The 24,256-nt window shown below is 61.8% G+C and carries 21 protein-coding genes and 1 pseudogene; 2 read left to right on the top strand and 20 right to left on the bottom strand.

The window, feature by feature from the left end; translation table 11 throughout:
- The 7 genes and pseudogenes from GM668_RS18115 to gspG form a co-directional block, all read right to left on the bottom strand.
- A pseudogene (locus tag GM668_RS18115) lies at window positions 1-215 on the bottom strand (hypothetical protein); the annotation flags it as partial.
- The gene (locus GM668_RS18120; RefSeq protein ID WP_155440367.1) at window positions 212-781 is read right to left on the bottom strand and encodes a hypothetical protein; all 570 of its coding nucleotides are present in this window, start codon (window positions 779-781) and stop codon (window positions 212-214) included. The gene GM668_RS18120 and the pseudogene GM668_RS18115, both read right to left, overlap by 4 nt.
- The gene (locus tag GM668_RS18125) at window positions 778-1,323 is read right to left on the bottom strand and encodes a hypothetical protein (RefSeq protein ID WP_155440368.1); all 546 of its coding nucleotides are present in this window, start codon (window positions 1,321-1,323) and stop codon (window positions 778-780) included. The genes GM668_RS18120 and GM668_RS18125 overlap by 4 nt, the downstream gene beginning before the upstream one ends.
- Window positions 1,320-2,162, bottom strand: coding sequence for a hypothetical protein (locus GM668_RS18130; protein WP_155440369.1), 843 nt, complete (start codon window positions 2,160-2,162; stop codon window positions 1,320-1,322). Before GM668_RS18130 ends, GM668_RS18125 begins: the two co-directional genes overlap by 4 nt.
- Window positions 2,155-3,831, bottom strand: coding sequence for a GspE/PulE family protein (locus GM668_RS18135; protein ID WP_155440370.1), 1,677 nt, complete (start codon window positions 3,829-3,831; stop codon window positions 2,155-2,157). Before GM668_RS18135 ends, GM668_RS18130 begins: the two co-directional genes overlap by 8 nt.
- Window positions 3,828-5,009 (bottom strand): type II secretion system F family protein, encoded by a 1,182-nt coding sequence (locus GM668_RS18140; RefSeq protein ID WP_155440371.1) that lies wholly within the window; start codon window positions 5,007-5,009, stop codon window positions 3,828-3,830. The genes GM668_RS18135 and GM668_RS18140 overlap by 4 nt, the downstream gene beginning before the upstream one ends.
- A gap of 55 nt (window positions 5,010-5,064) precedes the next feature.
- The gene (gene gspG / locus GM668_RS18145; protein WP_155440372.1) at window positions 5,065-5,508 is read right to left on the bottom strand and encodes a type II secretion system major pseudopilin GspG; all 444 of its coding nucleotides are present in this window, start codon (window positions 5,506-5,508) and stop codon (window positions 5,065-5,067) included.
- A gap of 386 nt (window positions 5,509-5,894) precedes the next feature.
- Between gspG and GM668_RS18150 the strand changes: the two genes are divergently transcribed.
- Together GM668_RS18150 and GM668_RS18155 are read left to right on the top strand one after the other, a co-directional pair.
- Window positions 5,895-6,653, top strand: coding sequence for an NF038120 family PEP-CTERM protein (locus GM668_RS18150; RefSeq protein ID WP_155440373.1), 759 nt, complete (start codon window positions 5,895-5,897; stop codon window positions 6,651-6,653).
- Window positions 6,654-6,690: 37 nt separating this feature from the next.
- Window positions 6,691-9,894, top strand: coding sequence for a S8 family peptidase (locus tag GM668_RS18155; RefSeq protein WP_155440374.1), 3,204 nt, complete (start codon window positions 6,691-6,693; stop codon window positions 9,892-9,894).
- An 81-nt stretch (window positions 9,895-9,975) separates the two neighbouring features.
- Here GM668_RS18155 and GM668_RS18160 read toward each other — a convergent pair whose 3' ends face one another.
- From GM668_RS18160 to GM668_RS18220, 13 genes are all read right to left on the bottom strand, one after another.
- The gene (locus tag GM668_RS18160; RefSeq protein ID WP_155440375.1) at window positions 9,976-10,335 is read right to left on the bottom strand and encodes a hypothetical protein; all 360 of its coding nucleotides are present in this window, start codon (window positions 10,333-10,335) and stop codon (window positions 9,976-9,978) included.
- A 51-nt stretch (window positions 10,336-10,386) separates the two neighbouring features.
- Window positions 10,387-11,241, bottom strand: coding sequence for a LuxR C-terminal-related transcriptional regulator (locus GM668_RS18165; protein WP_371868728.1), 855 nt, complete (start codon window positions 11,239-11,241; stop codon window positions 10,387-10,389).
- Entirely contained in the window at window positions 11,238-11,942 is a 705-nt protein-coding gene (locus GM668_RS18170) for a winged helix-turn-helix domain-containing protein (RefSeq protein ID WP_155440376.1), read from the bottom strand. The genes GM668_RS18165 and GM668_RS18170 overlap by 4 nt, the downstream gene beginning before the upstream one ends.
- A gap of 207 nt (window positions 11,943-12,149) precedes the next feature.
- Entirely contained in the window at window positions 12,150-12,749 is a 600-nt protein-coding gene (locus GM668_RS18175; RefSeq protein WP_155440377.1) for an NF038129 family PEP-CTERM protein, read from the bottom strand.
- A 22-nt stretch (window positions 12,750-12,771) separates the two neighbouring features.
- Window positions 12,772-15,771: an ExeM/NucH family extracellular endonuclease gene (locus GM668_RS18180; protein ID WP_155440378.1), complete on the bottom strand. Its 3,000-nt coding sequence runs from the start codon at window positions 15,769-15,771 to the stop codon at window positions 12,772-12,774.
- Between the two features lie 233 nt (window positions 15,772-16,004).
- Entirely contained in the window at window positions 16,005-17,051 is a 1,047-nt protein-coding gene (locus GM668_RS18185; protein ID WP_229499516.1) for a TIGR03790 family protein, read from the bottom strand.
- The gene (locus GM668_RS18190; RefSeq protein WP_155440379.1) at window positions 17,032-18,453 is read right to left on the bottom strand and encodes a mannose-1-phosphate guanylyltransferase/mannose-6-phosphate isomerase; all 1,422 of its coding nucleotides are present in this window, start codon (window positions 18,451-18,453) and stop codon (window positions 17,032-17,034) included. The genes GM668_RS18185 and GM668_RS18190 overlap by 20 nt, the downstream gene beginning before the upstream one ends.
- Complete coding sequence (locus GM668_RS18195; protein WP_155440380.1) at window positions 18,453-19,610, bottom strand: nucleotidyltransferase family protein; 1,158 nt, start codon at window positions 19,608-19,610, stop codon at window positions 18,453-18,455. Before GM668_RS18195 ends, GM668_RS18190 begins: the two co-directional genes overlap by 1 nt.
- A 78-nt stretch (window positions 19,611-19,688) precedes the next feature.
- Window positions 19,689-20,687, bottom strand: a complete 999-nt coding sequence (galE, locus tag GM668_RS18200; RefSeq protein ID WP_155440381.1) for a UDP-glucose 4-epimerase GalE — start codon at window positions 20,685-20,687, stop codon at window positions 19,689-19,691.
- A 9-nt stretch (window positions 20,688-20,696) separates the two neighbouring features.
- Window positions 20,697-21,977 carry a nucleotide sugar dehydrogenase gene (locus GM668_RS18205; RefSeq protein ID WP_155440382.1) on the bottom strand — a complete coding sequence of 427 codons (1,281 nt, stop codon included), beginning with the start codon at window positions 21,975-21,977 and terminating at the stop codon, window positions 20,697-20,699.
- Between the two features lie 160 nt (window positions 21,978-22,137).
- Window positions 22,138-22,626 carry a glycosyltransferase gene (locus GM668_RS18210; RefSeq protein WP_229499536.1) on the bottom strand — a complete coding sequence of 163 codons (489 nt, stop codon included), beginning with the start codon at window positions 22,624-22,626 and terminating at the stop codon, window positions 22,138-22,140.
- Window positions 22,627-22,628: 2 nt separating this feature from the next.
- Window positions 22,629-23,078, bottom strand: coding sequence for a UDP-N-acetylglucosamine--LPS N-acetylglucosamine transferase (locus tag GM668_RS18215; protein WP_155440384.1), 450 nt, complete (start codon window positions 23,076-23,078; stop codon window positions 22,629-22,631).
- Window positions 23,079-23,138: 60 nt separating this feature from the next.
- Window positions 23,139-24,236 (bottom strand): glycosyltransferase family 4 protein, encoded by a 1,098-nt coding sequence (locus tag GM668_RS18220; protein WP_211923416.1) that lies wholly within the window; start codon window positions 24,234-24,236, stop codon window positions 23,139-23,141.
- Between the last annotated feature and the right edge of the window lie 20 nt (window positions 24,237-24,256).

Raw genomic sequence — 24,256 nt, forward strand, 5'->3', positions numbered from 1 at the left:
CGCGGCAGCAGGCGCAAGATCGCCACAGCGGCTGGCGCGGCGCCTTTGCCTGCGGTCGCAGGCTGGGCCGGCGCTGCGGCAACCACCGGCGCTGCTTTGGGCAGCCGCCGTTCGGCAGGCTCCGCCACGTCACTGTCGGGCTTGTTGTCGCCAAACAGCACCAGCGCAGCAGCGCCCGCCAGCGCCACGCCCATCAGGATATGGCGCGGCGTCATGGCGCGTCCTTCAAATAAAACGTGATCCGCACCCGCGCTTCCACCTGGGTGTCGGCAATGGTGTCGCGGCGGAAGCCGATATCGTCCAGCGACGCAAATGGCAGCGCGCGCAGCGCTTCCAGCGCGAATTGCCAGATCGCCTGGTAGCCGCCTTTGACGGGCAATACCATCTGGTACGCCGTCACGCGGCTGGCCTTGTCGTAGCTGAATTTGTATTCGCCCTGCGACAGGCTCAATCCTGCCTTGCCGGCCAGGCCGAACAGCACTTTCACATATTGTTCCGTATGGCGCTTTTCACCCAGCACGCCATAAAACGCGGCCAGGTTTTCATCGGCCGATGGCGGCGGCGCCGCTACGGCCAGCGTCTGCGGCACCGCCGTGGCCGGGTGCGCCCGTTCAAACGCCAGCTTGCGCTGCAGCGCCGCGTGCTGCGGCGCGACCCACGCCCAGGCGGCGATGCCCGCCACGCACAGTACGGCGGCTACGCATGCGGCCGGGCCCGCGCGCAGCGCCGCCACACGGGCGCGCAACAGCCACGGCGCCAAATCCATGGATGCGCGTGTCATCGCGCCCCCCACTGCACTTCAACCTGGAACCGCAATGGACGGTTCGGGTCCGAGTCCATGATTTCGTGGCGCACCAGTACGGCGGCGGCAAAAAATTCCTGCTCTTTCAACTGTTCGATATACGCAATCATGTCGTCCGCACTCTTGGCTTCCGCTGTAATTTTCAGCGCCTGCTTGCGCGGATCGGGTTCCAGCGCCAGCAAGCCGATATGCTTCGGCGTCGACTCCGCCACGGATTGCTGCAGTTCGCGCCACGGCACGTTCAATTGCATGATGGCGGCGTTGACGGCCTTGCCCTGCGCTTCCGGAATGACGGCTTTGGGCGTTTCCACGCGCGCTTGCGCGGCTGGCTGGCGGAGTTGCTGGGTGCGGGCGATGCGCGCATCCGCCGCCCGCAACTGCGCCACCGTGTTATAGCCCACATAAGCAGCTGCGGCGCACAGCACGCCGCCCGCCAGCAATGCCGCCCACGCCAGCGGCGGCGTGCGGTACAAGGTGCGGCGCGCCGATGGCGGTGCGAAATCAATTTGCATCTGTCTCATGCTGCGCACTCCCCGGGCATCACTTCGCCAGGCAGCGCCGCGCCGAGCATGGCGACTGGGGTCTGGTCTTGTCCTGCCGGTTTGGCCAGCAATGGCGGCACTTCGCCGCACAGCTGCACCAGTTGCGGCACATCCACGCCGGCCAGCAGCGCTTCCCTTTGTATAGTCTGCGTCAGCCACGCATGAGCATTCCCATCGAAACCCGCAGCAGGCAGCGGCAGCGTGCGCACGGCGCGCAGGCGGCCATTGCCTGCAATGCCCAGCGCCAGCAAGCCATCGTGAACCTGGCCAAACCACGCGCCCGGCTTAATGGCGCGGCGCCAGTGGTTCCACGCCGCCACCACTTGCGGCTCAACGGCCACCAGCGCCATGCCGTGTTCTTGCGCTACTTGCCCCAGCATGGCCAGCAGCGGGCGGGGAATCGCGGCGGCAAAGAACGGCGCGCGCGTATCCCAGTCGCCGGCAATGTGCCAGCCAGACGCGGCTTCGCCATACAGTGCAAAGAAACGCAGCGCGGCAGCCGCTTCGATATCGGCCAGGCGCGTTGACTGCGCGGGGGGCGTCACTTGCCACATGCGCACCAGTTCATCGGCCAGCACAAAGTGCACGGGCCATCCCCCAGTGTCCAGTTTGGACAGCACATCGCGCAACGCGATGCCCAGCGCCTGCTGGTCATGGTGGGCGGCAGCATCTTCCGGCGAAAAAGCCTGGCGCACCACGGGCTGCGGCGCGCGGCCCCAGCGGCTGGTGCGCACCACGCTGATGGCATGGCGCGAAACGGAAATGCGCAGCGCCTGTCCCGGCAAACGCCGGCCCAATTTGTCAGTTACGTCAGGCATGCAGCGTCACCCGTTTAATTTCTGTCAGCGTCGTGCCGCCGCGCTTCACCACTTCCAGCGCGGCGGCGCGCAGCGAACGGGTGCCGTTGGCATAGGCCGCCTGCTTGATCTGGCGGATCGGCCGCTTGTCGACGATCAGTTCGCGGATTTCATCGTTCAGCGTGAGGATTTCCGCGATCGAGCGGCGCCCCTTGTAGCCGGTGCCGCGGCAATCGCCGCAGCCCTTGCCTTCCATGAAGCGGTAATCCTGCACGTCGGCGCGCGTCAGGTTGACGCTGGCCAGTTCCTGGTCAGAGGGCGTGTATTCCGCCGCGCAGTGGGGGCAATTGATGCGCACCAGGCGCTGCGCCCAGATACCGTTCAGCGCCGACACGAACGCATACGGGTCGATGCCCATGTGCGTGAAGCGGCCAAACACGTCAAACACATTATTCGCGTGCACGGTGGTCAAAACCAGGTGGCCCGTCAGCGCGGACTGCACGGCAATTTCCGCAGTTTCACGGTCGCGGATTTCCCCCACCATGATCTTGTCCGGGTCATGGCGCAGGATCGAGCGCAAGCCTTTGGCAAAGCTCAGGCCCTTCTTTTCATTGACGGGAATTTGCAAGATGCCCGGCAACTGGTATTCGACGGGATCTTCAATCGTGATGATTTTTTCACGGCCGTTATGGATTTCCGTCAGCGCCGCATACAAGGTCGTCGTCTTGCCGGAACCGGTCGGCCCCGTCACCAGCAGCATGCCGTACGCTTCCTGCGCCAGCGTGCGCAACGTGGCTAGCGATGGCGCATCGAAACCCAGCGCTTCCAGCGTCAGCGAGCCGTAGGATTCGATCATGGCGCGCTTGTCCAGCACGCGGATCACGGCGTCTTCGCCGTGGATCGATGGCATGATGGACACGCGCAAGTCGATTTCGCGGCCGCCCGATTCGACGCGGAAGCTGCCGTCCTGCGGCACGCGGCGTTCCGCAATATCGAGTTCCGCCAGCACTTTTAAGCGCGAAATGATTTGTTCCGCCACTTCGATGCCATTGACGGCCGTCGCGTGATCGAGCACGCCGTCGACGCGGTATTTGACGGCCAGGCCGCCGGCCGTGCTTTCCAGGTGGATGTCCGACGCGCCGGCTTTCAGCGCGTCATACAAGGTGGAGTTGACGAGGCGCACGGCGGGGCTGGCCGCTTCCGACGCCGAGGCAAACGACAGTACGGCAGCGGTCTTGCCGTCGCGCCGGCCTTCCGATGCGCCGGGCAGCAGGCTGTCCACGGCGCGCGCGGATTCTTCCTGCTTCGACAGGTAAGCCTGGATATCGGCTTGCAGCGCCAGCACCAGCTGCAGCGGCGCATGCGGCGTGGCGCGCGCATGGGTCGACAGCCACGTTTGCAAATCCAGGTTGAACGGGTCGGCAATCACGCCCACCGGCGCGCCATCGCCGCCGCGCAGCAGCGCGCAGTGGCGGGCCATCGCCTGTGACAGCGGCAGCAAGTCAAACGCGGGGCTCAACGCCAGCATGTCTGCTGTTTCCACCACGCGCAAGCCAAACGGCTTGGCCAATTCCAGCACCGCCACGCGCGGCTCGATGCCCGTCAGCGCTTCCAGTTCATCGACCAAGGTGCGCTTGGTCTGTTCACAGCGCGCCCTGGCGCGGGCCAGCATCGCTGAATCAATTGTCATGACATGTCTCCCGCCAGGTCAAAGATAGGCATATACAGCAGCACCACAATGGCGCCTACCACCAGGCCGATGGCGGCCATCAGCATGGGTTCAAACGTGCGGGTGAAGCGGTCGATCCAGCGCGAAATTTCGCCATCATAAAACGCAGCCGATTGCGTCAGCATCGGTCCCATGTCACCGGTACGCTCGCCCACGCGCAGCATGCGCAGCGAAATCGGCGTGGTTAATCCATTGTTTTCAAATGCCGTCGACAGCGGCATGCCCGCTTCGATTTCCAGCCGCGCCGCCTGCAAGCCTTCCCGCACAGCTAACGACACCATACCCTGCACGGTGTCGATCGCGTGCAGGATGGTGATGCCGCCTTCGCTCAGCATGCCCAGGGTCAGATACAGGCGCGACAATTCATAAATCCGTACCCGTTCGCCGATACCGGGCAGCCTGGACAGCCAGCGCATCAAGCCGCCATTGGCCAGCAGGCGCCGGATCCCCAGCACCAGCGCCGTAAGCGCCAACGCGACGCCGCCCAGCAGCCCCGCCGTATGTTCGGCGGCAAACTGGCCCCAGCTCAGCATCACTTGCGACATCCACGGCAAATTGCGGCCCGCGCCCTGGTACACCTCGGCAAACCGGGGCACCACGTACGCAATCAGGAACAGGCTGACACCGCCGCCGACCAGCAGCAAGATACAGGGATAAATCGCGGCCGACACGATCTTGCCGCGCACCAGGTCGATGCGTTGCTGGTATTCGATGTAGCGGGCCAGTGCACGGGGCAAATCACTGGTGCCTTCCGCTGCGCGGACAATGCCGATATACAGCGGCGGGAACAGGTCAGGCTGGTCCGCCAGCACGGCGGAAAAGCGCTGGCCTTCGCGCAAGCCGCCCAGCAAGCGTTCCAGCACGGTGCGGGTGGCAGGCGCCGCTTCCTTTTCCAGCAGCGCTTCCAGCGCTTCCACCACGCCCAGGCCGGCATTGAGCAAGGCCAGCAATTCCTGGCTGAACAGCAGTAATGACAGCGATTTGCCGCGGCTGCGGCGCGCGCCGCGTACGGGGGTAATGGAAGAAACAAACAAGCCGCGCGCCTCGACCTGGCGGCGCGCATCGGCTTCGTCGCGGCCATCCACCACCTGGTGGCCGATCACCATTTCCGGCGACAGGGTGCGGACATCGAACTGCATGGGGGGAGCGTTGGGACGTAAAGTTGTGGCGTGCGGCTACCTGCGCCGGCAACGGTTATTGCGAAGTGATGTCCGCGTTTTCGCCTTCGCCGCCAGGCTGGCCATCTTTGCCAAGCGAAACGATTTCATATTCAGCCTTGGCGCCCGGCACGCGGTACAGGTAAGCGTGGCCCCATGGATCCAGCGGAATGCCTTTTTTCAGGTAGGGGCCATTCCATTTCGCCCCGGCCGTTGCAGGCGCCGTCAACAGCGCATTCAACCCCTCCTCCGCCGTCGGATAACGGCCGACATCGAGACGGTACGTGTCCAGCGACTTTTCAAACGCTTCGATCTGCGCCTTGGCCACCGTCACTTCCGATTTGCCCAGCTGCGAGAAATACTTGGGACCGACATACGCAGCCAGCAAGCCAATGATCACGATTACTACCAGCAATTCCAACAACGTAAAACCTTGCGCGCGGCGACCACCAATATTGCTTTGAATCTTTGCTGCTTGCATCTGAAACACTCCTGTAACACTGCCGGAAAAAAGGTGATCCGAGGGGACCTGAGAGCCTACCACGCACTTTGAAGTTTTGACAATATCTGAATTAAAGTGTGTCAACAAAGATCTAGACGTGTGAAATTTCGCAACACGTTGCTGAAGAATTTTCGCAGTTTTTATTGTGACTAACAGTTACAAGTCGTCATAGTGAAAAGAAAACAAAATTTGTTAAAGCTTTGTAACTTACGAATTATCAACATTGAGAATCTTTTCACGTTCATTGTCTCAATTGCTATATTGCGTACTCCCGGAGGAGAGCCGGGGACACACTTGGCTGTACCCCAGCCAAGCCAAAACAGATCAGCAGGACCACCTGCAATTACAAACTCAAGGGAAGATACATGATACGCACCCGCTCCATTCTGAAGTCCGCACTGGCAACGGCAATGTTCGGCGCCGCGATTTGGGCTCCAGCTGCACAGGCTTCGGTCACCTCCTTCATCGATTTCAATGGCATCAGCCCGCTGAACCTGAACGGCAATGAATCCGTCCAGCTGGGCGACTACACGCTGACCGCCAAAGCCAGCCCGCTGGCCCAATTGCTGGGCCCGGACATTGAAGCGCAAGCCGGTTCCGGCATGACGGTCAATAACGGCACCGAAGCTTGCACGATCCTGGCCTGCCCGGCCAGCGACTCGCAGTACTATGCCGGCATCAATGACGGTTCCGTGGACTTCTCCGCGAAAGCCAATGACTTCCAGATCAGCAGCCTGAACTTCGCGTTCGTCGGCCCGATCGTTGGCTTGCCTGACTTCAGCTATGGCCAGCTGATCTTGACCGGCCAGAAAGTCGGCGGCGGCATCATCACCGCGGCCCGCAACTTCGCCGGCCAGAATGCCAACGGCGACTTCATGTTTTCCCACTGGGACCTGGGCGCCGACTGGGCCGACCAGCACCTGACGAGCCTGTCGATCAGCTCGTGCGTTTTCACCAATGACGGCTGCGTCAATTCCGTCGACTTCCCTGCATTCAACAACGCGCAATTCGCGATTGACGACCTGAAAATGACGACCGTTCCAGAGCCGGGCTCGATTGCCCTGCTGATGCTGGGCGCCGCTGGTATGGGCATGGCTTCGCGCCGCCGCCGCGCCGCCAAGTAAGCACGCTTTCGACAACCTATAACCCAGGAACAATATAATGAAACTCCGTCCAGTCTCCCTGGGCGTGCTGGCACTCGTCGCCAGCATCGCCTTCACCGTCAACGCACAAGAAATCCGCCGTCCGTACATCGTGCAGCTGGCCGACAAGCCAGTCGCGTCCTACACCGGCGAAGTCGCCGGCCTGCCAGCCACCAAGCCTGCCACCGGCAAGCTCGATGTGAGCGCAGCCGACGTGCAAGCTTACATGGCTTACCTGGACCAGAAACAGGCCAGCGTGCAAGCCACCGTGGCCAACGCCACCATCCTGCACCAGTACAACACCGTGTTCAACGGCTTTGCCGCACTGCTGACCGATGACGAAGTCCGCGCGCTGAAGAAAAACAGCGCTGTTGCCGCCATCACCGTGGACGAGCCGCGCAAACTGGAAACCACGTACACGCCGAAATTCCTGGGCCTGGACCAGCCAGGCACCGGCCTGTGGGACAAGCTGGGCGGCAAAGGTTCCGCTGGTGAAAACGTCATCATCGGTATCGTCGACAGTGGCGTATGGCCGGAAAACCCAGGCTACGCTGACCGCGTGGACGCCAACGGCCGTCCAACCATCGACCCATCGGGCACCCAGGTGTACGGCCCGCCGCCGGCTGACTGGAAAGGCACGTGCGAAACCGGTCCAGGCTTCACGACCGCCCACTGCAACAACAAGCTGATCGGCGCACGCTTCTTCAACGCCAGCTTCCTGTCGCAAAAGAAAACCGCCCACTATAGCGACTTCGCTTCGCCACGCGACGCATTCCACGGCGGCGCTGACGCCGGCAACAAGGGCGGCCACGGCGTGCACACGTCGACCACCGCAGGCGGCAACTCGATGGTGGCTGCCACGATGGGCGGCATCCCGGTGGGTGACGTGTCCGGCGTAGCGCCGCGCGCCCGCCTGGCAGCTTATAAAGTGTGCTGGTCGTACCTGGACCCGGCAGCCGAAGACGGCAGTGGCGTATCGAACAGCTGCTTCACGTCCGACTCCGTGAAAGCCATTGAAACCGCTGTCAAGGATGGCGTGGACGTCATCAACTTCTCGATTTCCGGCTCGCAAACCAACGTGATGGATTCCGTCGAAGTGGCGTTCTTCAACGCTGCCAACGCCGGCGTGTTCGTCGCAGCTTCCGCAGGCAACTCGGGCCCAGGCAATGCCGTGGCGCACATCAGCCCATGGCTGACCACCGTGGCGGCATCGACCCACAACCGCTTCATGGGCGCCAGCGTCACCATTCCAGGTGCAGGCACGTTCAGCGGCGCATCGTACAACCAGACCGCTCTGGCAAACGTGCCGACCATCCTGGCCCGCAACGCCGCCGTTGTGCCTTACGCCAACCTGTCGACCAAGGACAAATCCGCCGTTGGCCTGTGCTACACGGATAAAGACCGTGCCGACCCATCGCTGAATCCTGGTTTTGCCATTTCCGCCAACGTCAAACTGGACCCAGCCAAAGTAGCCGGTAAAGTCGTCGTGTGCGACCGTGGCACCACTGCCCGTGTCGACAAAGGCGCAGCCGTACTGGCTGCCGGCGGCGCCGGCATGATCTTGGCCGACAACGGTTCAGGCCTGGTGGCTGACCTGCACGTGCTGCCAGCCATCCACGTGACCGCCGCTGACGGCGCCACCATCAAGAACTACGTCAACGCCCACTCGGATGCGACGTCGTCGCTGACCAAGGCTGTGGCGTCGGTCGGCGCAACGCTGGCGCCGAAAATGGCTGGCTTCTCGTCCCGTGGCCCGAACAAAGGCGACTTGAACACGCTGAAACCTGACTTGACCGCCCCAGGCGTGGACATCATTGCCGCAGTTTCCGCCCCTGGCAACCCGGCGCTGCATGACGCCATCACCAATGGCACCGTGGTCCCGGACGCGGCATGGGATTCGCTGCAAGGTACGTCGATGTCCAGCCCGCACGTGGCCGGCCTGGGCGCGCTGCTGCGCAACCTGCACCCAACCTGGTCGCCGGCCGCCATCAAGTCGGCGCTGATGACCACCGCGTACAACACGTACAACGACGGCCAGCCTGGCATGTCGAACGGCCAATTGCCATGGGCGCAAGGCGCTGGCCACGTGCAGCCTAACCTGGCAGCCGATCCGGGCCTGGTGTATGACTCGAATGCAGTGGACTGGATCCGCTACCTGTGCGGCCTGGGCAAGCTGGCTGCCAACAGCGCCAACTGCACGAACCTGGGTTCGATCCAGCCATACAACCTGAACCTGCCGTCGCTGACCATCGCGGAAGTGCTGGGCAAAGCGTCGATCACCCGCACCGTGACCAACGTGGGCGACACCGCAGCAACCTACACCGCTGCAGCAACGCTGCCAGGCTACACCGTGACGGTATCGCCATCGACCCTGACCCTGGAGCCAGGCGCGAAAGCCACCTTCACCGTGAACCTGACCAACAACAGCGCAGCGCAAGGCGTATGGAACTACGGTTCGCTGACCTGGAGCGATGGCGTGCACACGGTACGCAGCCCGCTGACGGCCAAGGCCGCCATGATTGCAGCCCGCTCTGAAATCAGCAGCGAAGCTACTGCCGGCACCCAGGCGCTGACCATCGGCACCGGCTACACTGGCGCCATGACGGTGAAGAAAGCCGGCCTGAAGCCAGCTGACCGCTTCACCGGCACCGTCACCACCGACAAGTCGCCGGACGGCGGCGTGGCAGCTTGCACGGCAGGCGGCAGCACCGGCGTGTTTGCAGCCAACGTGACCGTGCCGGCCGGCGCCCTGGCAGCCCGCTTCTCGCTGAAAGACGAAGACACCACCGGCTACCAGGCTGGCTCCACCGATGACCTGGACCTGGTTGTCGTGAACAGCGCCGGCACCGTGGTCGGCAGCAGCGGCGGTTCGACGTCGTCTGAAATGGTGACCCTGACCGCTCCGGCAGCCGGCAGCTACCGCGTGTGCGTGGTGGGCTATGCGCCACACGGCGGTTCGGCAACCTTCAAGCTGAGCTCGTGGGTACTGTCCACTGCGGACGTAGGCGGCAACTTCAAGGTAACGGCGCCAGGCATCGTCTACACCGGCGGCACCGGCACCGTGGTAAGCAGCTGGTCCGGCCTGACTGCTGGCAAAGACTACCTGGGCGCGTTCCAGCTGGTTGGCGCAGGCGGCACCACCAGCACCACGCTGGTATCGGTTGACGCCACCGACCCGCTGCCAGCGGCCACCGCAGTAAAAGGCACGAACGCAGCTAACTAAGTGCGCCCTTGAGGCAGCGCCGGCGGGGGCCGGCGCATTTTTGAACGCTGTACTTCTTTTGGGAGTACAGCGTTTTTTTATCTATTCGGCGGGCAGCGCGGAATTGCCAGCCACGCAGCGCCCTGCCACGCACTGGGCGCCCGGATCCCGGATGACTTCACACGTCGATGGCGGCTCCGGCGAACGGGCCATCTGTTGCCGCCGCTGTTCCGCATGGCGCTGCGCCAGTGCCTGCGCGGCAACTTCATCAGACTTCGCCACGGCAAGATAGGATGCGGGCCCGCCGCACGCGCGTACACCGACAGGGACAGTGCGGCAATCAGCGGATTGCCGGCATTGCGCGGCAGCACTTAATGCACGCAGGCGCGCCAGCGGATCACCGCCGGCGCACGCTGCGCTGGCGGAGGCAAAGGAACACAACAGGATAAACAGCAGGCGCATGGCCACTCCGGCGATAAAGGGAACGACAACGGGAACGACAGGATAGCGCCACTATATACCGCTGCCTGCACTGCCGCCGGCCGGCGCCAGCAAGCGGAGCGCAATGCCCCGCGCTACCGCTTGCGCCCGGTTACTGACGCCCATGTTTTTATACAGGCGCTGCAAATGATTTTTCACGGTCCATTCGCTGATGCCGAGGATGCGGCCGATTTCCTGATTATTCTTGCCTTCGCGCACCCATTGCAGGATTTCCATTTCACGCCGGCTGACAGGCCGCCCGGCTTCCAGCGCAGGTTGCACCGCCGCGTCCGGCGCCGCGCTGCCCGCCACGATGCGCAGCAGCGCCATGTGCATGTGCGGCATCAGCAATTCCAGGAAATACGCGTGGCGCGGGCCGGGACGAAATGGCATGCCGAACAGCGCAAAGAATGTTGCGCCACCGGCCAGCGCGCCGCTGCCATGCACGAGCACATTGGCAAAGACATTGCTTTGTGCCGTGTGCCGGTGCGCTGCCAGCAAGGCCGGGCGCAGCGGCGCCAGGCGCTGTGGTGCAGGGATGTCCGGCGCTGGTTCCGCTTCCAGTATGGCAGGCCGCGCCTGGCCCGTTTGCCACAGTTGCGCCAGTTGCTGCGCCAGGCCGCTGTCCGCGCCAGTCAGCCGCTCGAGCACGCCGCGTTCCAGCAGCGCGCCATAGACGCACTGGACATCGCGCACCTGGCCGCCGCCATCAAGCTGACAGCAAACCAGCGCCTGATGGGGCAACAGTGCCTGCAACTGGCCCTGTGCCCATAAAAACAAGCGGCGCGGGTGGTCGATCGGCAAGGCCGCTTCGATCGCATTCAGCAGGTATTCCTGCTCCAGCTTGCTGAGGATGACGGGTAATTCCACTGCCGGCCAGTCATTCACGCGGCACAGGACGCATCCCACGCGACGAAGCGGTAGCCGCTGCCGCGCACGGTTTCAATATGGTCGTGATGCCCTGACGGCTGCAATGCGCTGCGCAGGCGGCCCACGTGCGCATCCACTGTGCGTTCATCGAGGTACACGTGGCGGCCCCACACCTGGTCCAGCAAGTGGGCGCGGCTGTGCACACGCTCCGGGTGGTGCATGAGGAAATTCAGCAGGCGGAATTCCACGCGGCCCAGCGGCACGTGCCGCTCGCCCGCCGTCACGCGCAGCGTGCCGGGATCGAGCCGCAATCCCGCCATTTGCACGGTATCGGGCGACACATGGGGCTGGCGGCGGCGCAGCACCGCGTGCATGCGCGCCAGCAATTCGCGGGGACTGAACGGTTTCGTCATGACGTCGTCGGCGCCGCACTCCAGCGCCATGATGCGGTCGGCTTCCGCCGTGCGCCCCATCACCATAATGATGGGCAAATCACGCGTGCGCGGCAGCGCGCGCAACCGGCGCGTCAATGCCAGGCCGGACTGGCCGGGCAAATCCCATTCCGCCAGCAGCAAGTCAGGCAGGGAATCTTCAAATTGCAGCAATGCGCTTTCAGCATCCGCGAGACAAGCCGGTTCGTGGCCGGCCTGGCGCAGGTTCAGCGACATCAGATCTTGGACTGCAGGGTCGCTGTCTAATACAAGTATCCGGGCAGGCATGATGCACCAGTGGTGGAAAAAGGCAGAATTTAACTATGCATCACCCCTGTTTGTCAGTACTAATACAATTTAAATAGAGGTTTGATTCAAATTTCGTCTAAATCCGCACGCCCTTTGCCACGTAAAGAAAAACGCACGGCCCTATGACAAGGCCGTGCGTTTTAACACAACGTGTCGCGCACGCAACGGTGCGCTTTTACAACAGGTTTAGGCGGGCCTGGTGGCGCGGCGGCGGCGCGCAACCAGCATGCCGGCAATGCCGGTGCCCATCAGCAGCCATGCACCGGGTTCTGGAACGGTACCGACACTGCCCTGGCCGCCGGGAGTCTGCGATGGCGTCCAGGTCAAGTCCAGCAACGCGCCCGTGCGTGGGTCGTAATCACCCAGCGGCAGGAAGTCGCTGTCGAAAGCCGATATGAACAGGTGCGACACATAGGAAATATCTTTATCGTAATCGCCGGCAAACGTCACATCGAACGCCAGCGGGCTGCCGAAGTTCACGGCATGCGACAGGTAATTCAGCGTATCGTTGCTCAGCACGTACCCGCCTGCATTTTCAACAAAACCGTAGCTGGCAGAGTCATCGCGGCCCGCCTTGTCGAAGCCACTGAGGTTGGAAATGGTCGCGGTGGCCAGCGGCACGCCAGTGGTGGCCGACAAATACATATCCAGATAACCGGTGTCGGTACCAAACGTGCTGGTGTCGATCGAAACATGCATCGTACCGGCCGCAGCCAGGCCGCTGGTAGCAGCCAGCGCCACTGCCAGGGCAGCACGGCGCGCGAAAGAAACAAAGGCATTAAACATTTAATTTTCCTAACTTAAGAATTCAGAACGAGCCGCGGAAGAACTTTGGCGTGTAAGTCACCATCAGGCGTGCCGGGCCGGAGAACGTCAGCGGCACGTTGATCACGGCGCCTGGCGCCAACGTTGTGTTCACCGTGACGTATGGCGCGCCATCGTGCATGCCGCTGGCGTTGTCCAGCGTCAGGCCGGCGGTCAAGCCATTCAGTTGCAGCTGGAATGGGCCGGTCAGCGGCGCGTTGCTGGTATTGGTCACCGTCACCGCTGCGACATATTTCAACGTCACACGGTTGTAAGCCGCGCCCTGCTGCGTCAGGCGCACGCTGCCCGTCACATCGACGAACTTCGGCTGCAAATTCAGACTGATCACAACAGGATCATGGTCCGACGCACGGTATGGCAGCGCCGTGTACAAGTCTTGCGGCTTCGATTCCAGGTTGTAGTCAATCACCGTCGGCTCATCCGCATTGACGTGCCATTCCGCCGCACCAGCCACTTGCGGGCTCAGTGCTGCGCTGGCCAGCGCGTGATCCAGGTAGCCGCTGTTGCTGCCGAAGATGAACGAATACGGCATGCCATTTGGACGGATGAAGCGTTCCAGCTGGTTGACGAAACCGGCATTCGTCATCACGGCAATCGGATCTTCCATGCCATACGAATTCATGTCGCCAATCAGCAGCACGTCCGGGTCACCCGCTGCCGACACCACTTGCGGCACGAAGGTATTGATCAGGCGCTGAGCCTGCAAGATACGGTTGGCATTCCAGCAGCCCTGGCTGTCGCCCTGGTCGGCATCGGCGCCGGAGCTTGGGCAGCTGCCCTTGGACTTCAAGTGGTTGACGATCAGCGAGAATTTCTCGCCGTTGGCAGCCGTAAACGTTTGCGCCATCGGGGCGCGGTTGTTGATGGCATCGCCGTCAGACAATGCGCCGCCCACCAAGGTCAGCTTCGACGGCTTGTAAATCATCGCCACGCGGATCGCATCCGTACCCGATGCAGCTGGCGCCGGCACCACGGCATACACTGGCGCGCCGATGGCGGCGTTCAGCGCATTGGTCAAATACGTGACCGCGTATTCGCCATTGTTCTGGATTTCCATCAGGCCCACGACGTCCGCATCGATGGCTTTCAGCTTGGCCACGATCTTGTCGCGCTGGCGGATGAATTCCGTCATGTTGTTGGCGCCACGGCAGTTCGACGCCGACGTCGTGCTGCCGATCTTGCAGCCCTGGCCCGTGCGGCCTTCCACGTCGGTGCCGTTGGCAAACGTCGTGAAGAAGTTCAGCACGTTGGCGCTGGCGACTTTGACGTTACCGGCCGGCAGCACCGGCGCATCTTCGCGCGGATTGGTGCGCGAAATTTGCGGCGCCGTCACAGGCTGTACCTTGAAGGCTGCGCCGCCGCCACCGATGGCGCCGAAGTCGATCACGCCGGTCAGGCCCGTCACCGTGTCGCCCGCGCGCACCGTGTTGTCCTGGCCGATGTAAGGAATCGTCGTTGGCGTCGTGAAGATGCCGTCGTCCAGCACGATCATGTTGGCGGCGTTCGACGCGGCCAGTGCATACGCCTGCGCCGTGCGGGCCGGGTAGCGGTTGGTCGGCACTTCCAGGCGGCCGTTGGCCAGGGTCATTTCACCACGGTCGCCCAGGAATTCCACCTGGTTGATGGTCAGCGGCTGCGTGAAGTTGACCAGCATGCCTTCGACTTTGGACAAGTCATCGCCCAGCACCACATTGGTTGGCGTGATCGTGTAGCCGGCCGACATGACGACGGTTGCCGTCACATCCTTGATTTCCGTGTACGAACGGGCCGCGCCAGCCGGCGTGTATTCCGTAACGGTGCCGGTCACGCGCACCTTGTCGCCCGCCTTCACGTTGGCCGGGCTGTTGGCCGTATAAATGAAGATACCGTCCGACGTATCCGGATTGCCGTCGCCATTCAAGTCTTGCAGGAAGAAGCCGGTGCCGACTTTCAACGTCACGATGCCTTCCGTGGTTTGCACGGAATTCGCATAAGGGCTGGTGGCGCCAGGGCCCTGGATTTCAGGGATGGATTTGGTCACTGCAGCCAGGCCGGAAATCTTCACGGTCAGCGGGCACGATGCGGTCTGGCCCTGGTTGTTGGAGAACTGCACCGTCACCGGGTAGTTGCCGACACCCAGGCTGTCCGCCGCCGTCAGGTTGACGGTGGCGACACCTCCCTCTTCCGGTGCAGCCGTGAAGCCAGTCAACGAGATACCCGCCATGGCGCCGGACGAAATCGTGGCGCCGTTGACGATGCCATCGAGGTCCGTTGCGGACAGCGCTGCGCTGCCGGCATAGCCTTGAGCCAGCGCCAGCACCGACGGGCACGTGGCCACGATAGGCTTTTGCGGCGCCACTGAGCACAGGCGTTTTTCCGTCAGCGTATTGCGCGGCGCCGGCACAGCCGTCGCGAAGTCGGCGCTGTTGCTGTCGGTTTCCGTGCAGCCGTCATTGCCACGGTAAGCGGACAGCAGGTTGCCCAGCGTCGGCGTCGGGCCCGCGCCTTCGTACCCATTGGCCGAACCATAACCGACAAAGTCCACCACCGTGCCGCCTGTTGGCGCGGCGCCCGTCAGCGCCGTCGTGCTGGACACCAGCGCCACTTTCCCCGCACCCGCCGCCATCGCGATGGAGCCGACTTTATCCGCCACCACAGTGCTGGCGGTACCGCCAGCGCCTGCCGCTTCCTGCACCAGGTAATACTGGCCAGGTTCCAGGGTGACGCTGGTCAGCGGCGTCACCTGCCACGACGTGCCGGTCGACGATGCATATTGCACGCTCCAGCCATTGAGCGAAACCGGCGTCGAGCCACGGTTGAACAGCTCGATGTAATCGTGCTTCAAGGTCGCGCCGGTGGCGCCCGAACCGTTACCGCCCGCGCCATAGACCTGGCTGATGACGATGTTGTCGGAAACGGCGAACGCAGGGGCGGACATGCCAGCCAGCAAGGCGGCAAGCACGGTCAAGCGTCCCGGCACGGCGTGCAAGGTATGTTGTTTCATGTGGTATTCCTGTGGTGAAGGGCGGCTGCTGGCGGCGCCAACATTAACAAAATGTACTTATTGTTATGTTTTGCATATTAATAGAAGCACATGACGAGTTGATGACACGTCATTAATCCGAACGGACTAATATGCAGCCAGAACCACAGAAGAATGCGGGTTCCACCGTACTTTCAAGGTGAAATTAGAGGTGAGATTCCATGCGCTGTGAGCATGGATACAACAGTACTTGTCTAGCGATAGGGCGCCGCCAGCGGTTCGCCGATAAACACGCCTTGCGCCGGCCACGCCACGCTTTTCCAGTACGCCTCGATGGCGCTTTCACCGCGCACGTAATGTGACAGCAAGACGGCCGGATGCGGGAATTTTTGCCAGTAGTTGCATGGCTCGCTGACGGCGCCATAACTGGCCGTGGCGCCCGCCTCCAGCCACCGCAGGCTGCTCATTTGCGTGGAACCCAGCAAATCTCCGCCCAGCGACGTCAAATGGTCGGCCAGCGCGCCCGGCAGGAAACGCACGCTATCGAGCTTATCGACTTTCGCGGCGCCGATTTGATACACGAGGATATTGCTGACATTTTCCAGCGCCGTGCTGCTGGCCACGTGCATTTCCACGTCGCGCCCCTTGAGCACGCCGGGACGGGGAAAGAATGGCGCGCGGCTGTTGCGGGCCTTGTCCGGCGTGATGACGTAATACGCGCCGGCATGCGGCGCTGGCTTTGCGCTGACGCCCCGCTCGATGACGGCCCTGGCCAGTTCCTGCGGCGACGCAGGCAGCAGCATGGCAATGCGCAGGCCATGGTCGGTGTAGGGTTGGCGCGACGGCGCATTGAAATACGGGCTGGGCTTGCCGGGCCCGCAAGGCTTGCTGCACAGCGCGGGGTCGAATCCCAGCGTGTAGGCGGCCGTAATGCCCTGGCATTCCACTGCATACGGCGCCGTCCACGCCATCAGCACGGCCTGGATGCGGGGCGGCAGTTTGCTGTCGATTTGTTGCTTGATCTGCGCAAATTGCGCGGCATCGAGCTTGCGGGGCTGGCCCGGGATACGCACGTGCACCACGTTGCCCACGGGGATCAAACGTTTTTCACGGTACAGCGCAGCGATGGCCACGCTGTCCGGATCGTCGTCATTGACAATGACCGCCAGCTGCTGCGGCTGCAGCGACGTGGGGATGCGGGGAGATTGCGCCCACACGGGGCTGGCAAACGCCAGGATGGCTGACAGCGCCATCCCGGCGGCGACGTGCAGGCAGCGGAGATCAGGTGCGCTGATAGACATCCTCGAAGCGCACGATATCGTCTTCGCCCAGGTAGCTGCCGGACTGCACTTCGATCAGGTGCAGCGGCACCTTGCCCGGGTTTTCCAGGCGGTGGTTCATGCCGATCGGGATATACGTGGATTCGTTTTCCGTCAACAGCTTGACTTCATCGCCGCACGTCACGCGGGCCGTGCCCGATACGACGACCCAGTGTTCCGCGCGGTGGTGGTGCATTTGCAGCGACAGCTTGCCACCCGGGTTCACGATGATGCGCTTGACCTGGAAGCGGTCGCCCACATCGATGCCTTCATAGCTGCCCCATGGACGGAATACTTTACGGTGCATCAAGTGTTCCGTACGGTCTTCCGACTTCAAGTGATCAACGATTTGCTTGACGCGCTGTACCTGGTCTTTATGCGCCACCAGCACGGCGTCGGCGGTTTCCACGACGACCAGGTCCTTGACGCCGACCACGGCCACAATGCGCGATTCCGCGCGCACCAAGGTGCCGGACACGCCATCGAGATACACGTCGCCACGGGTGACGTTGTTGTCCGCATCTTTTGGCTGCACTTCATGCAGCGCCGACCACGAACCCACGTCGCTCCAGCCGATATCGGCCGGCACCACGACAGCGTGCCTGGTCTTTTCCATCACGGCATAGTCGATGGAGTCCGACGGGCTGGCCGTGAACGCGGCTTCATCCAGGCGGCAGAAGTCCAGGTCGCTGTAATCATTTTGCACGGCAGCCGCAGCAGCTTTGGCCATCTCCGGCGCATATTGTTCCAGCTCGCGCAGGTAGGCTTCGGCGCGGAACAGGAACATGCCGCTGTTCCAGAAGTAGGTGCCGGCCTTGACGAACGTTTCCGCCGTGGCGCGGTCCGGTTTTTCCACGAAGCGCTCCACTTCATAGCCATCACCTGCCACGCCTTTGACCACCGAACCGCTCTTGATGTAGCCATAGCCCGTTTCCGGGGCGGTCGGCACGATGCCGAACGTGGCCAGCGCGCCTTCGCGGGCCAGCGCCGCAGCGCGGTCCACGGCAGCGTGGAAAGCTGCCACATTATTGATCACGTGGTCTGCCGGCAGCACCAGCATCATCGCATCCGCATCAATACCCTTGATGTAGTTGGCGGCAGCGGCCACTGCCGGCGCCGTGTTGCGGCCCACGGGTTCCAGCAGGATCGCCAGCGGCTTGATGCCGGCTTCGCGCATTTGCTCGGCCACGAGGAAACGATGTTCATTGCCGCACACAATCAGCGGCGCCTGCATATCTTGCACGCCCGCAACACGCAATGCGGTTTCCTGCAGCATGGTTTTTTCAGTAACGAGCGGCAGCAATTGCTTCGGCAACACTGCCCGCGATAGTGGCCACAACCGGGTGCCAGCACCGCCAGACAGGATGATCGGGTAAATTTTCATTAAGCGTGTTCCAATTTGAGTGACATTTCTTCTTCTTTCCGGCGGCAACGGCGGCGGTCACGGGCATTGCCCCACTCGCCCTTCTCATATTGCGAAATGTGCTTCATTTCGCCCGCGCGGTCGACACTATAGTCCTTGAAGACAATTAATTCTTCCAGCGTAACGTCCGGTAACACGCGAGTATATTCGAACAACACACTCTTCACCACTTCCGCGCCGGAACAAATGTGGCTGCCATGGCCAATCCAGCTTGGGCCGATGATGCAGGCGCCGGCATCGACCTTGACGCCGGAACCCAGGTAGACGGGGCCTTCGATGCGCGTGCCATTACTCCAGTCGATGCTGGTATTCAAGCCCACCCACAAGCCATCATCGACCTGGATGCCGGGCACTTTCATGTTGGCGACTTCGCCCAGCAGCACGCTTTGCAGCACTTCCCAGTAATCCTTGACGCTGCCGATATCGATCCAGTCGAACTTGCGGGCTTGCGCATAGAATGGCAAACCTTTTTCCACCAGCAGCGGGAACAGTTCGGAACCAATGTCGAATGGGCGGTCATTGGGGATCAGGTCCAGCACTTCCGGCTCGAAAATATAAATGCCGGTCGACGCGAAGTTCGACAGCGCCGCTTCGCGCGACGGCTTTTCCTGGAATGCCTTGATGCGGCCATCATCATCCGTCACGACGACGCCGTACGACGACACTTTGTCCCACGGGACTTCTCGCGTAATCACGGTAGCCAGCGCCCCTTTGCGGCGGTGCTCGAACAGCGCGGACTTGATATCGAGGTCAATGATGGCGTCGCCGCACAGCACGATCGTGGTTTCGTCGAAGAAGCCGCTAAAGTCCTGGATCTTGCGCATGCCGCCGGCGGAACCCAGCGGTTCCGGCACGACTTCGCCATCGCTGTTGGCATAACCTTCGAATGAATAGCCGATCTGGACGCCGAACTGGTGGCCTTCGCCAAAATACTCTTCAATCTTTTCGTGCAGATAACTGACGTTGACCATGATTTCCGTGATGCCGAAGCGGGCCAGGTGTTCCACCAGGTACGCCATCACGGGCTTGCCCAGGATGGGGATCATGGGTTTCGGTAAGTCATAAGTCAGGGGACGGACACGCGTCCCTTTTCCTGCGGCCAGTATCATTGCTTTCATTATGTATTCCTTGAGGTGAATTCAATGGGCCCGGTATGTTCGACCGGCTCAGCCGGAGCTCTGCCAAATCTCAGCCAATTAGCGGGAGCCGCTTTGCCAGCGCCACGCATCCGCACACATTTGCGCGATGCCGCGTTCCGCTTTCCAGTTCAATTCGCGTTCCGCGAAGCTGGTATCGGCATAGCAGGCAGCGATGTCGCCATCACGGCGCGGGGCGATACGGTATGGCACAGGACGGCCGCTGGCTTGTTCAAAAGCGCGCACCATTTCCAGTACGCTGTTGCCACGCCCGGTACCCAGATTGTAGGCATGCACACCAGTGACTGTCGCCAGCTTGGCCAGCGCGCGCAAATGGCCGATCGCCAGGTCCACCACGTGGATGTAATCGCGCACACCTGTACCATCCGGCGTCGGATAATCGTCGCCAAACACGTTGAGGAATTCGCGCTGGCCAAAAGCCACTTGCGACACGTAAGGCATGAGGTTGTTTGGAATGCCGTTCGGCGATTCGCCAATCAAGCCGCTGTCATGCGCGCCCACCGGATTGAAGTAGCGCAGCAGCGCCACGCGCCACGATGCATCGGAGCGTCCCAGGTCGCGCAAGATGTCTTCAATCATCAGCTTGCTGCGGCCATACGGGTTGGTGGCCGACAGCGGGAAATCTTCGCGGATCGGCACCGAGGCCGGATCGCCATACACGGTGGCGGAAGAACTGAAGACCAGCGTCTTGCAGCCCGCTTCCGCCATGGTTTCAAACAGCACGAGGCTGCCAACTACATTGTTATCGTAATACTCGATGGGCTTTTGCACGGATTCGCCGACCGCTTTCAAGCCGGCAAAGTGAATCACGGCATCGATACGGTGTTCACGGAACACCGTCCGCATGGCTTCCCGGTCACGCAAATCGGCTTGCACGAAGGCATAGGGCCTGCCCGCGATACGCTGCACGCGCTCAAAGACAGAAACATCGGAATTGGACAAATTGTCGAGCACGACCACGTCGTGCCCTTCCGCCAGCAATTCCACACAGGTATGCGAACCAATGAAGCCCATACCGCCGGTGACCAGAATTTTCATACGCTCCTCTTACATACGCCAGACGTGCAGGCCGGCTGCGCACAGCGCTGCTTCGTCATACATCGATTTAATATCAATAAAACATCCACCCTTGACCAGCTTGCGCGCGAAGTCTTCCGCCGTCAGCGCCAGCAGCGGCTTGTGGGGCACTGCGGCGACGATGGCGTCGGCACGCGGCAAATCTTCAAATGCCGTCAGCTCCACGCCATATTCATGCAGCGCTTCTTCCGGATCCGCATACGGATCGTGCACGAACACTTGTACGCCATACGCTTTCAATTCATTGATCACGTCGCCCACTTTGGAGTTACGCAAGTCCGGGCAGTTTTCCTTGAAGGTCAGGCCCAGCACGTTGACCTTGGAGCCGCGGATATAGCAGTCGGCCGCAATCATTTGCTTGATGGTCTGTTCCGCCACATATTTCGCCATGCCGTCATTGATACGGCGGCCGGCCAAAATCACTTGCGGGTTGTAGCCCAGCTGTTCCGCTTTATGGGTCAGGTAGTATGGGTCCACGCCGATGCAGTGGCCGCCCACCAGTCCCGGCGAAAAGCGCAGGAAGTTCCACTTGGTGCCTGCCGCTTTCAACACTTCAGCCGTATCGATGCCGATCTTGTCGAACAGGATGGCCAATTCATTCATCAGTGCGATGTTCAAGTCGCGCTGCGTGTTTTCAATGACTTTGCACGCTTCGGCCGCCTTGATCGACGACGTGCGGTGCACGCCCGGCACCACGATGGTTTCGTACAGCTTCGCCACATTTTCCAGCGTGTCCGGCGTATCGCCCGAGACGACTTTCACAATGTTCGTCAGCGTGTGTTCCTTGTCGCCCGGGTTGATGCGCTCAGGGGAATAGCCGACAAAGAAATCTTCTTTCCATTTCAGGCCGGATTCTTTTTCCAGCACGGGAATGCACACTTCTTCGGTCGCGCCCGGGTATACGGTCGACTCGTAAATCACGGTGACGCCCTTCTTCATGTGCTTGCCTGCACTGCGGCTGGCGCCGATCAGCGGCGTGAAATCCGGCGTGTGGGCATTGTCGACCGGAGTCGGCACGGCCACGATGATGTAGTCCGCTTCCGCCAGGATGGCCGGATCAGACGAATATTCAGCCAAGGTGGCGGCTTGCATTTGTTCGTCAGACAGCTCGCGCGATGGATCGGTGCCGCGCAGGCAGGCATCGACCTTGGACTGGACGATGTCAAAACCAATCGTGCGCATATGCTTGCCGAACTCAATCACCAGAGGCAAACCAACGTAGCCGAGGCCGATGACCGCAACAGTAGACATAGTGGACTTTCCGTGAATTAACATTTTAGTATTGAAGTTAGTATAGTATCATTGCATGGCGCAATTCAGTGTATGTCAGCCGCATGTCAGGCATATGTAGACTACGTGACATACGTAGATCGCGCCATATCATTGCTGCATTGCAATAAAGCACAGCATTCTAAGGTGCATGCAAAATAAATTGCCGCACGGCCGCCAGCAAATCCGGCGACGCATACGGTGAAATTGCCGCACTCCCCTTTGAAGCAGCTTGCGCAGCGGCTAACGCCGCCGGCAAGTCTTCATCCTGTTCCGCCACAAAGATGCCGGGCCGCTGGGCGAGCCAGTGGGCGGTGGCAATCTGGTGGTCATTGCGGGTTTCCTGTAAATCGCCGCGGCGCGGCATCAGCACCAGCGGCTTGCCCAGTTCCATGCCCGTCAGCACGGAACCCATGCCCGCATGGGCGACAATCACGTCGGCCTGCGCCACGGTTTGCGAAAATTCCGCCGGCGTCAGCGCCTTCGTATAGCGCATGGCGCGGGGGCGGTACTGGCTATCGCCGATTTGCGCAAAGATGTCGGCGTCGGGCTTGGTCCGTTCCGCCCACAAGTCGATGGCGGACACCATCCGGTCGAACGGCATTTGCGACCCCACCGTCACAAAAATCATCGTCACAGCACGCTCCCATGGCAATTCGGGCCATTCTTGCCAGCCAAATGCGGCCATTGCGTCAGCCACAAGTCGGTAAAGCTGCGCACTTTTTCACCGGACATGGACAAATGTTCCACGTTGGCGATGCTGTCGAGCCACATGGTTTTTGCGCCTAAAAACTTACCCATGCGCAAAGCGACCACGCCTGGCGCCGCCCCGGTCGTGATGACGACGTCAGGGCGCTCGCGCAGCACGATCCAGCTGACCTGGCAAATCATTTTCACCAGGTCCCAGCGGCTCCAGCGCGTGGCGTCGGTGACCGCATAAAAACGGCTGCCAGGCACCTGGCTGACATAGCTGGGCTGCACCGTCACATAGGCCACGTCCTGGCCTTCAAATGCCGGACGCAACCGTAACAGCTGCACCCAGTGGCCGCCGCCAGAGGCGACAGCCAATATTTTCTTCTTCATTGCGGACCTCTTTAGCTCAACAGGAGCAATTTATCACTATTGATAAAAATTTAATGTTCGCTAGCGCACAGTTCTGGCTTCTCTTTTAGGAGCCAGTACCTCGTCATACAGTGCATCGATGGCGCCACGCACTGCCGCCGCTGAATACGTATGCTGGGCGCGGGCAAAGGCCGCTTCCCGCAGCGCCTGGCGGCGCGGCGCATCATCGAGCAGCGCGACAATGGCGCCAGCCAGCGCATCGACGTCGCCCGGTGCATGCAGCACACCGCAGCGGCCGTGGTCCAGCGCTTCGGGAATGCCGCCCACCGTGGTGGCAATCACCGGCACGCCATCGGCCATGGCTTCCAGCACGCACACCGGCAACCCTTCGAAATACGATGGCAGCAGCAGCATGGTTGCCTGTGCCACCAGCGCATCCTTGGCGGCGCCATCGACCCAGCCTGGCAGCCGCAGCGCATGGTCCACGTTCAATTCGCGCGCCAGCGTTGCCGTGCCTTCGAGGTCGCCGTCGCCGGCCAGCGTGAAGACCGCATCGGGATAGCGGGCCAGCACGGCCGGCATGGCGCGCACAATGTCGGCGACGCCTTTTTTATCGCGCAAGCGGCCCAGGAACAGCAATTGCGGCGGCGTGGCGCCATGCGCAGGCGGCAGCGCAGACGGCACGTGCACGGGATTGCCCAGCACCGTGATGGCGGCATTCGGTGCAATACGGGCCAATGCCGTCTGCCACTGGCCCGTCAGCGCCACCAGTGTGTGCGCCCCTTCCAAGGTGCGGCGCACCCAGCGCTGTGCGCGGGGGCCGCACTCCTGGTCATAAAACACGGGGAATTCGCCACTGTGCAAATGAAATACGTAAGGCACGCCAAACAGCCGCGCCAGCGCACACAGCACGGACTTGCGCCAGAAACTGCCGCGCGACGCGGAATGCACGTGCAGCAAGCTGACTTTCCCCCGCAGCAGCAGCCACAGCAGAGAAGCCGCCACGCCAGCCATCACGCGCACTTGCGTAGCCTTGCCTGGTTTTTCATACGACGCCAGGTAGCGCACGTTCCACGCATCAAACAACCCCATGTCGCGGTACATGCGCACCACGGACGTCATGCCGCCGGGAGACTCCAGCGACGTCCCCGCCATGACCACATTACACTCCGATCCCACTGCTGCTCCTTTCAATTCTT

Origin of the sequence: Pseudoduganella ginsengisoli (assembly GCF_009720865.1) — a bacterium.
Classification (GTDB): domain Bacteria; phylum Pseudomonadota; class Gammaproteobacteria; order Burkholderiales; family Burkholderiaceae_D; genus Rugamonas; species Rugamonas ginsengisoli.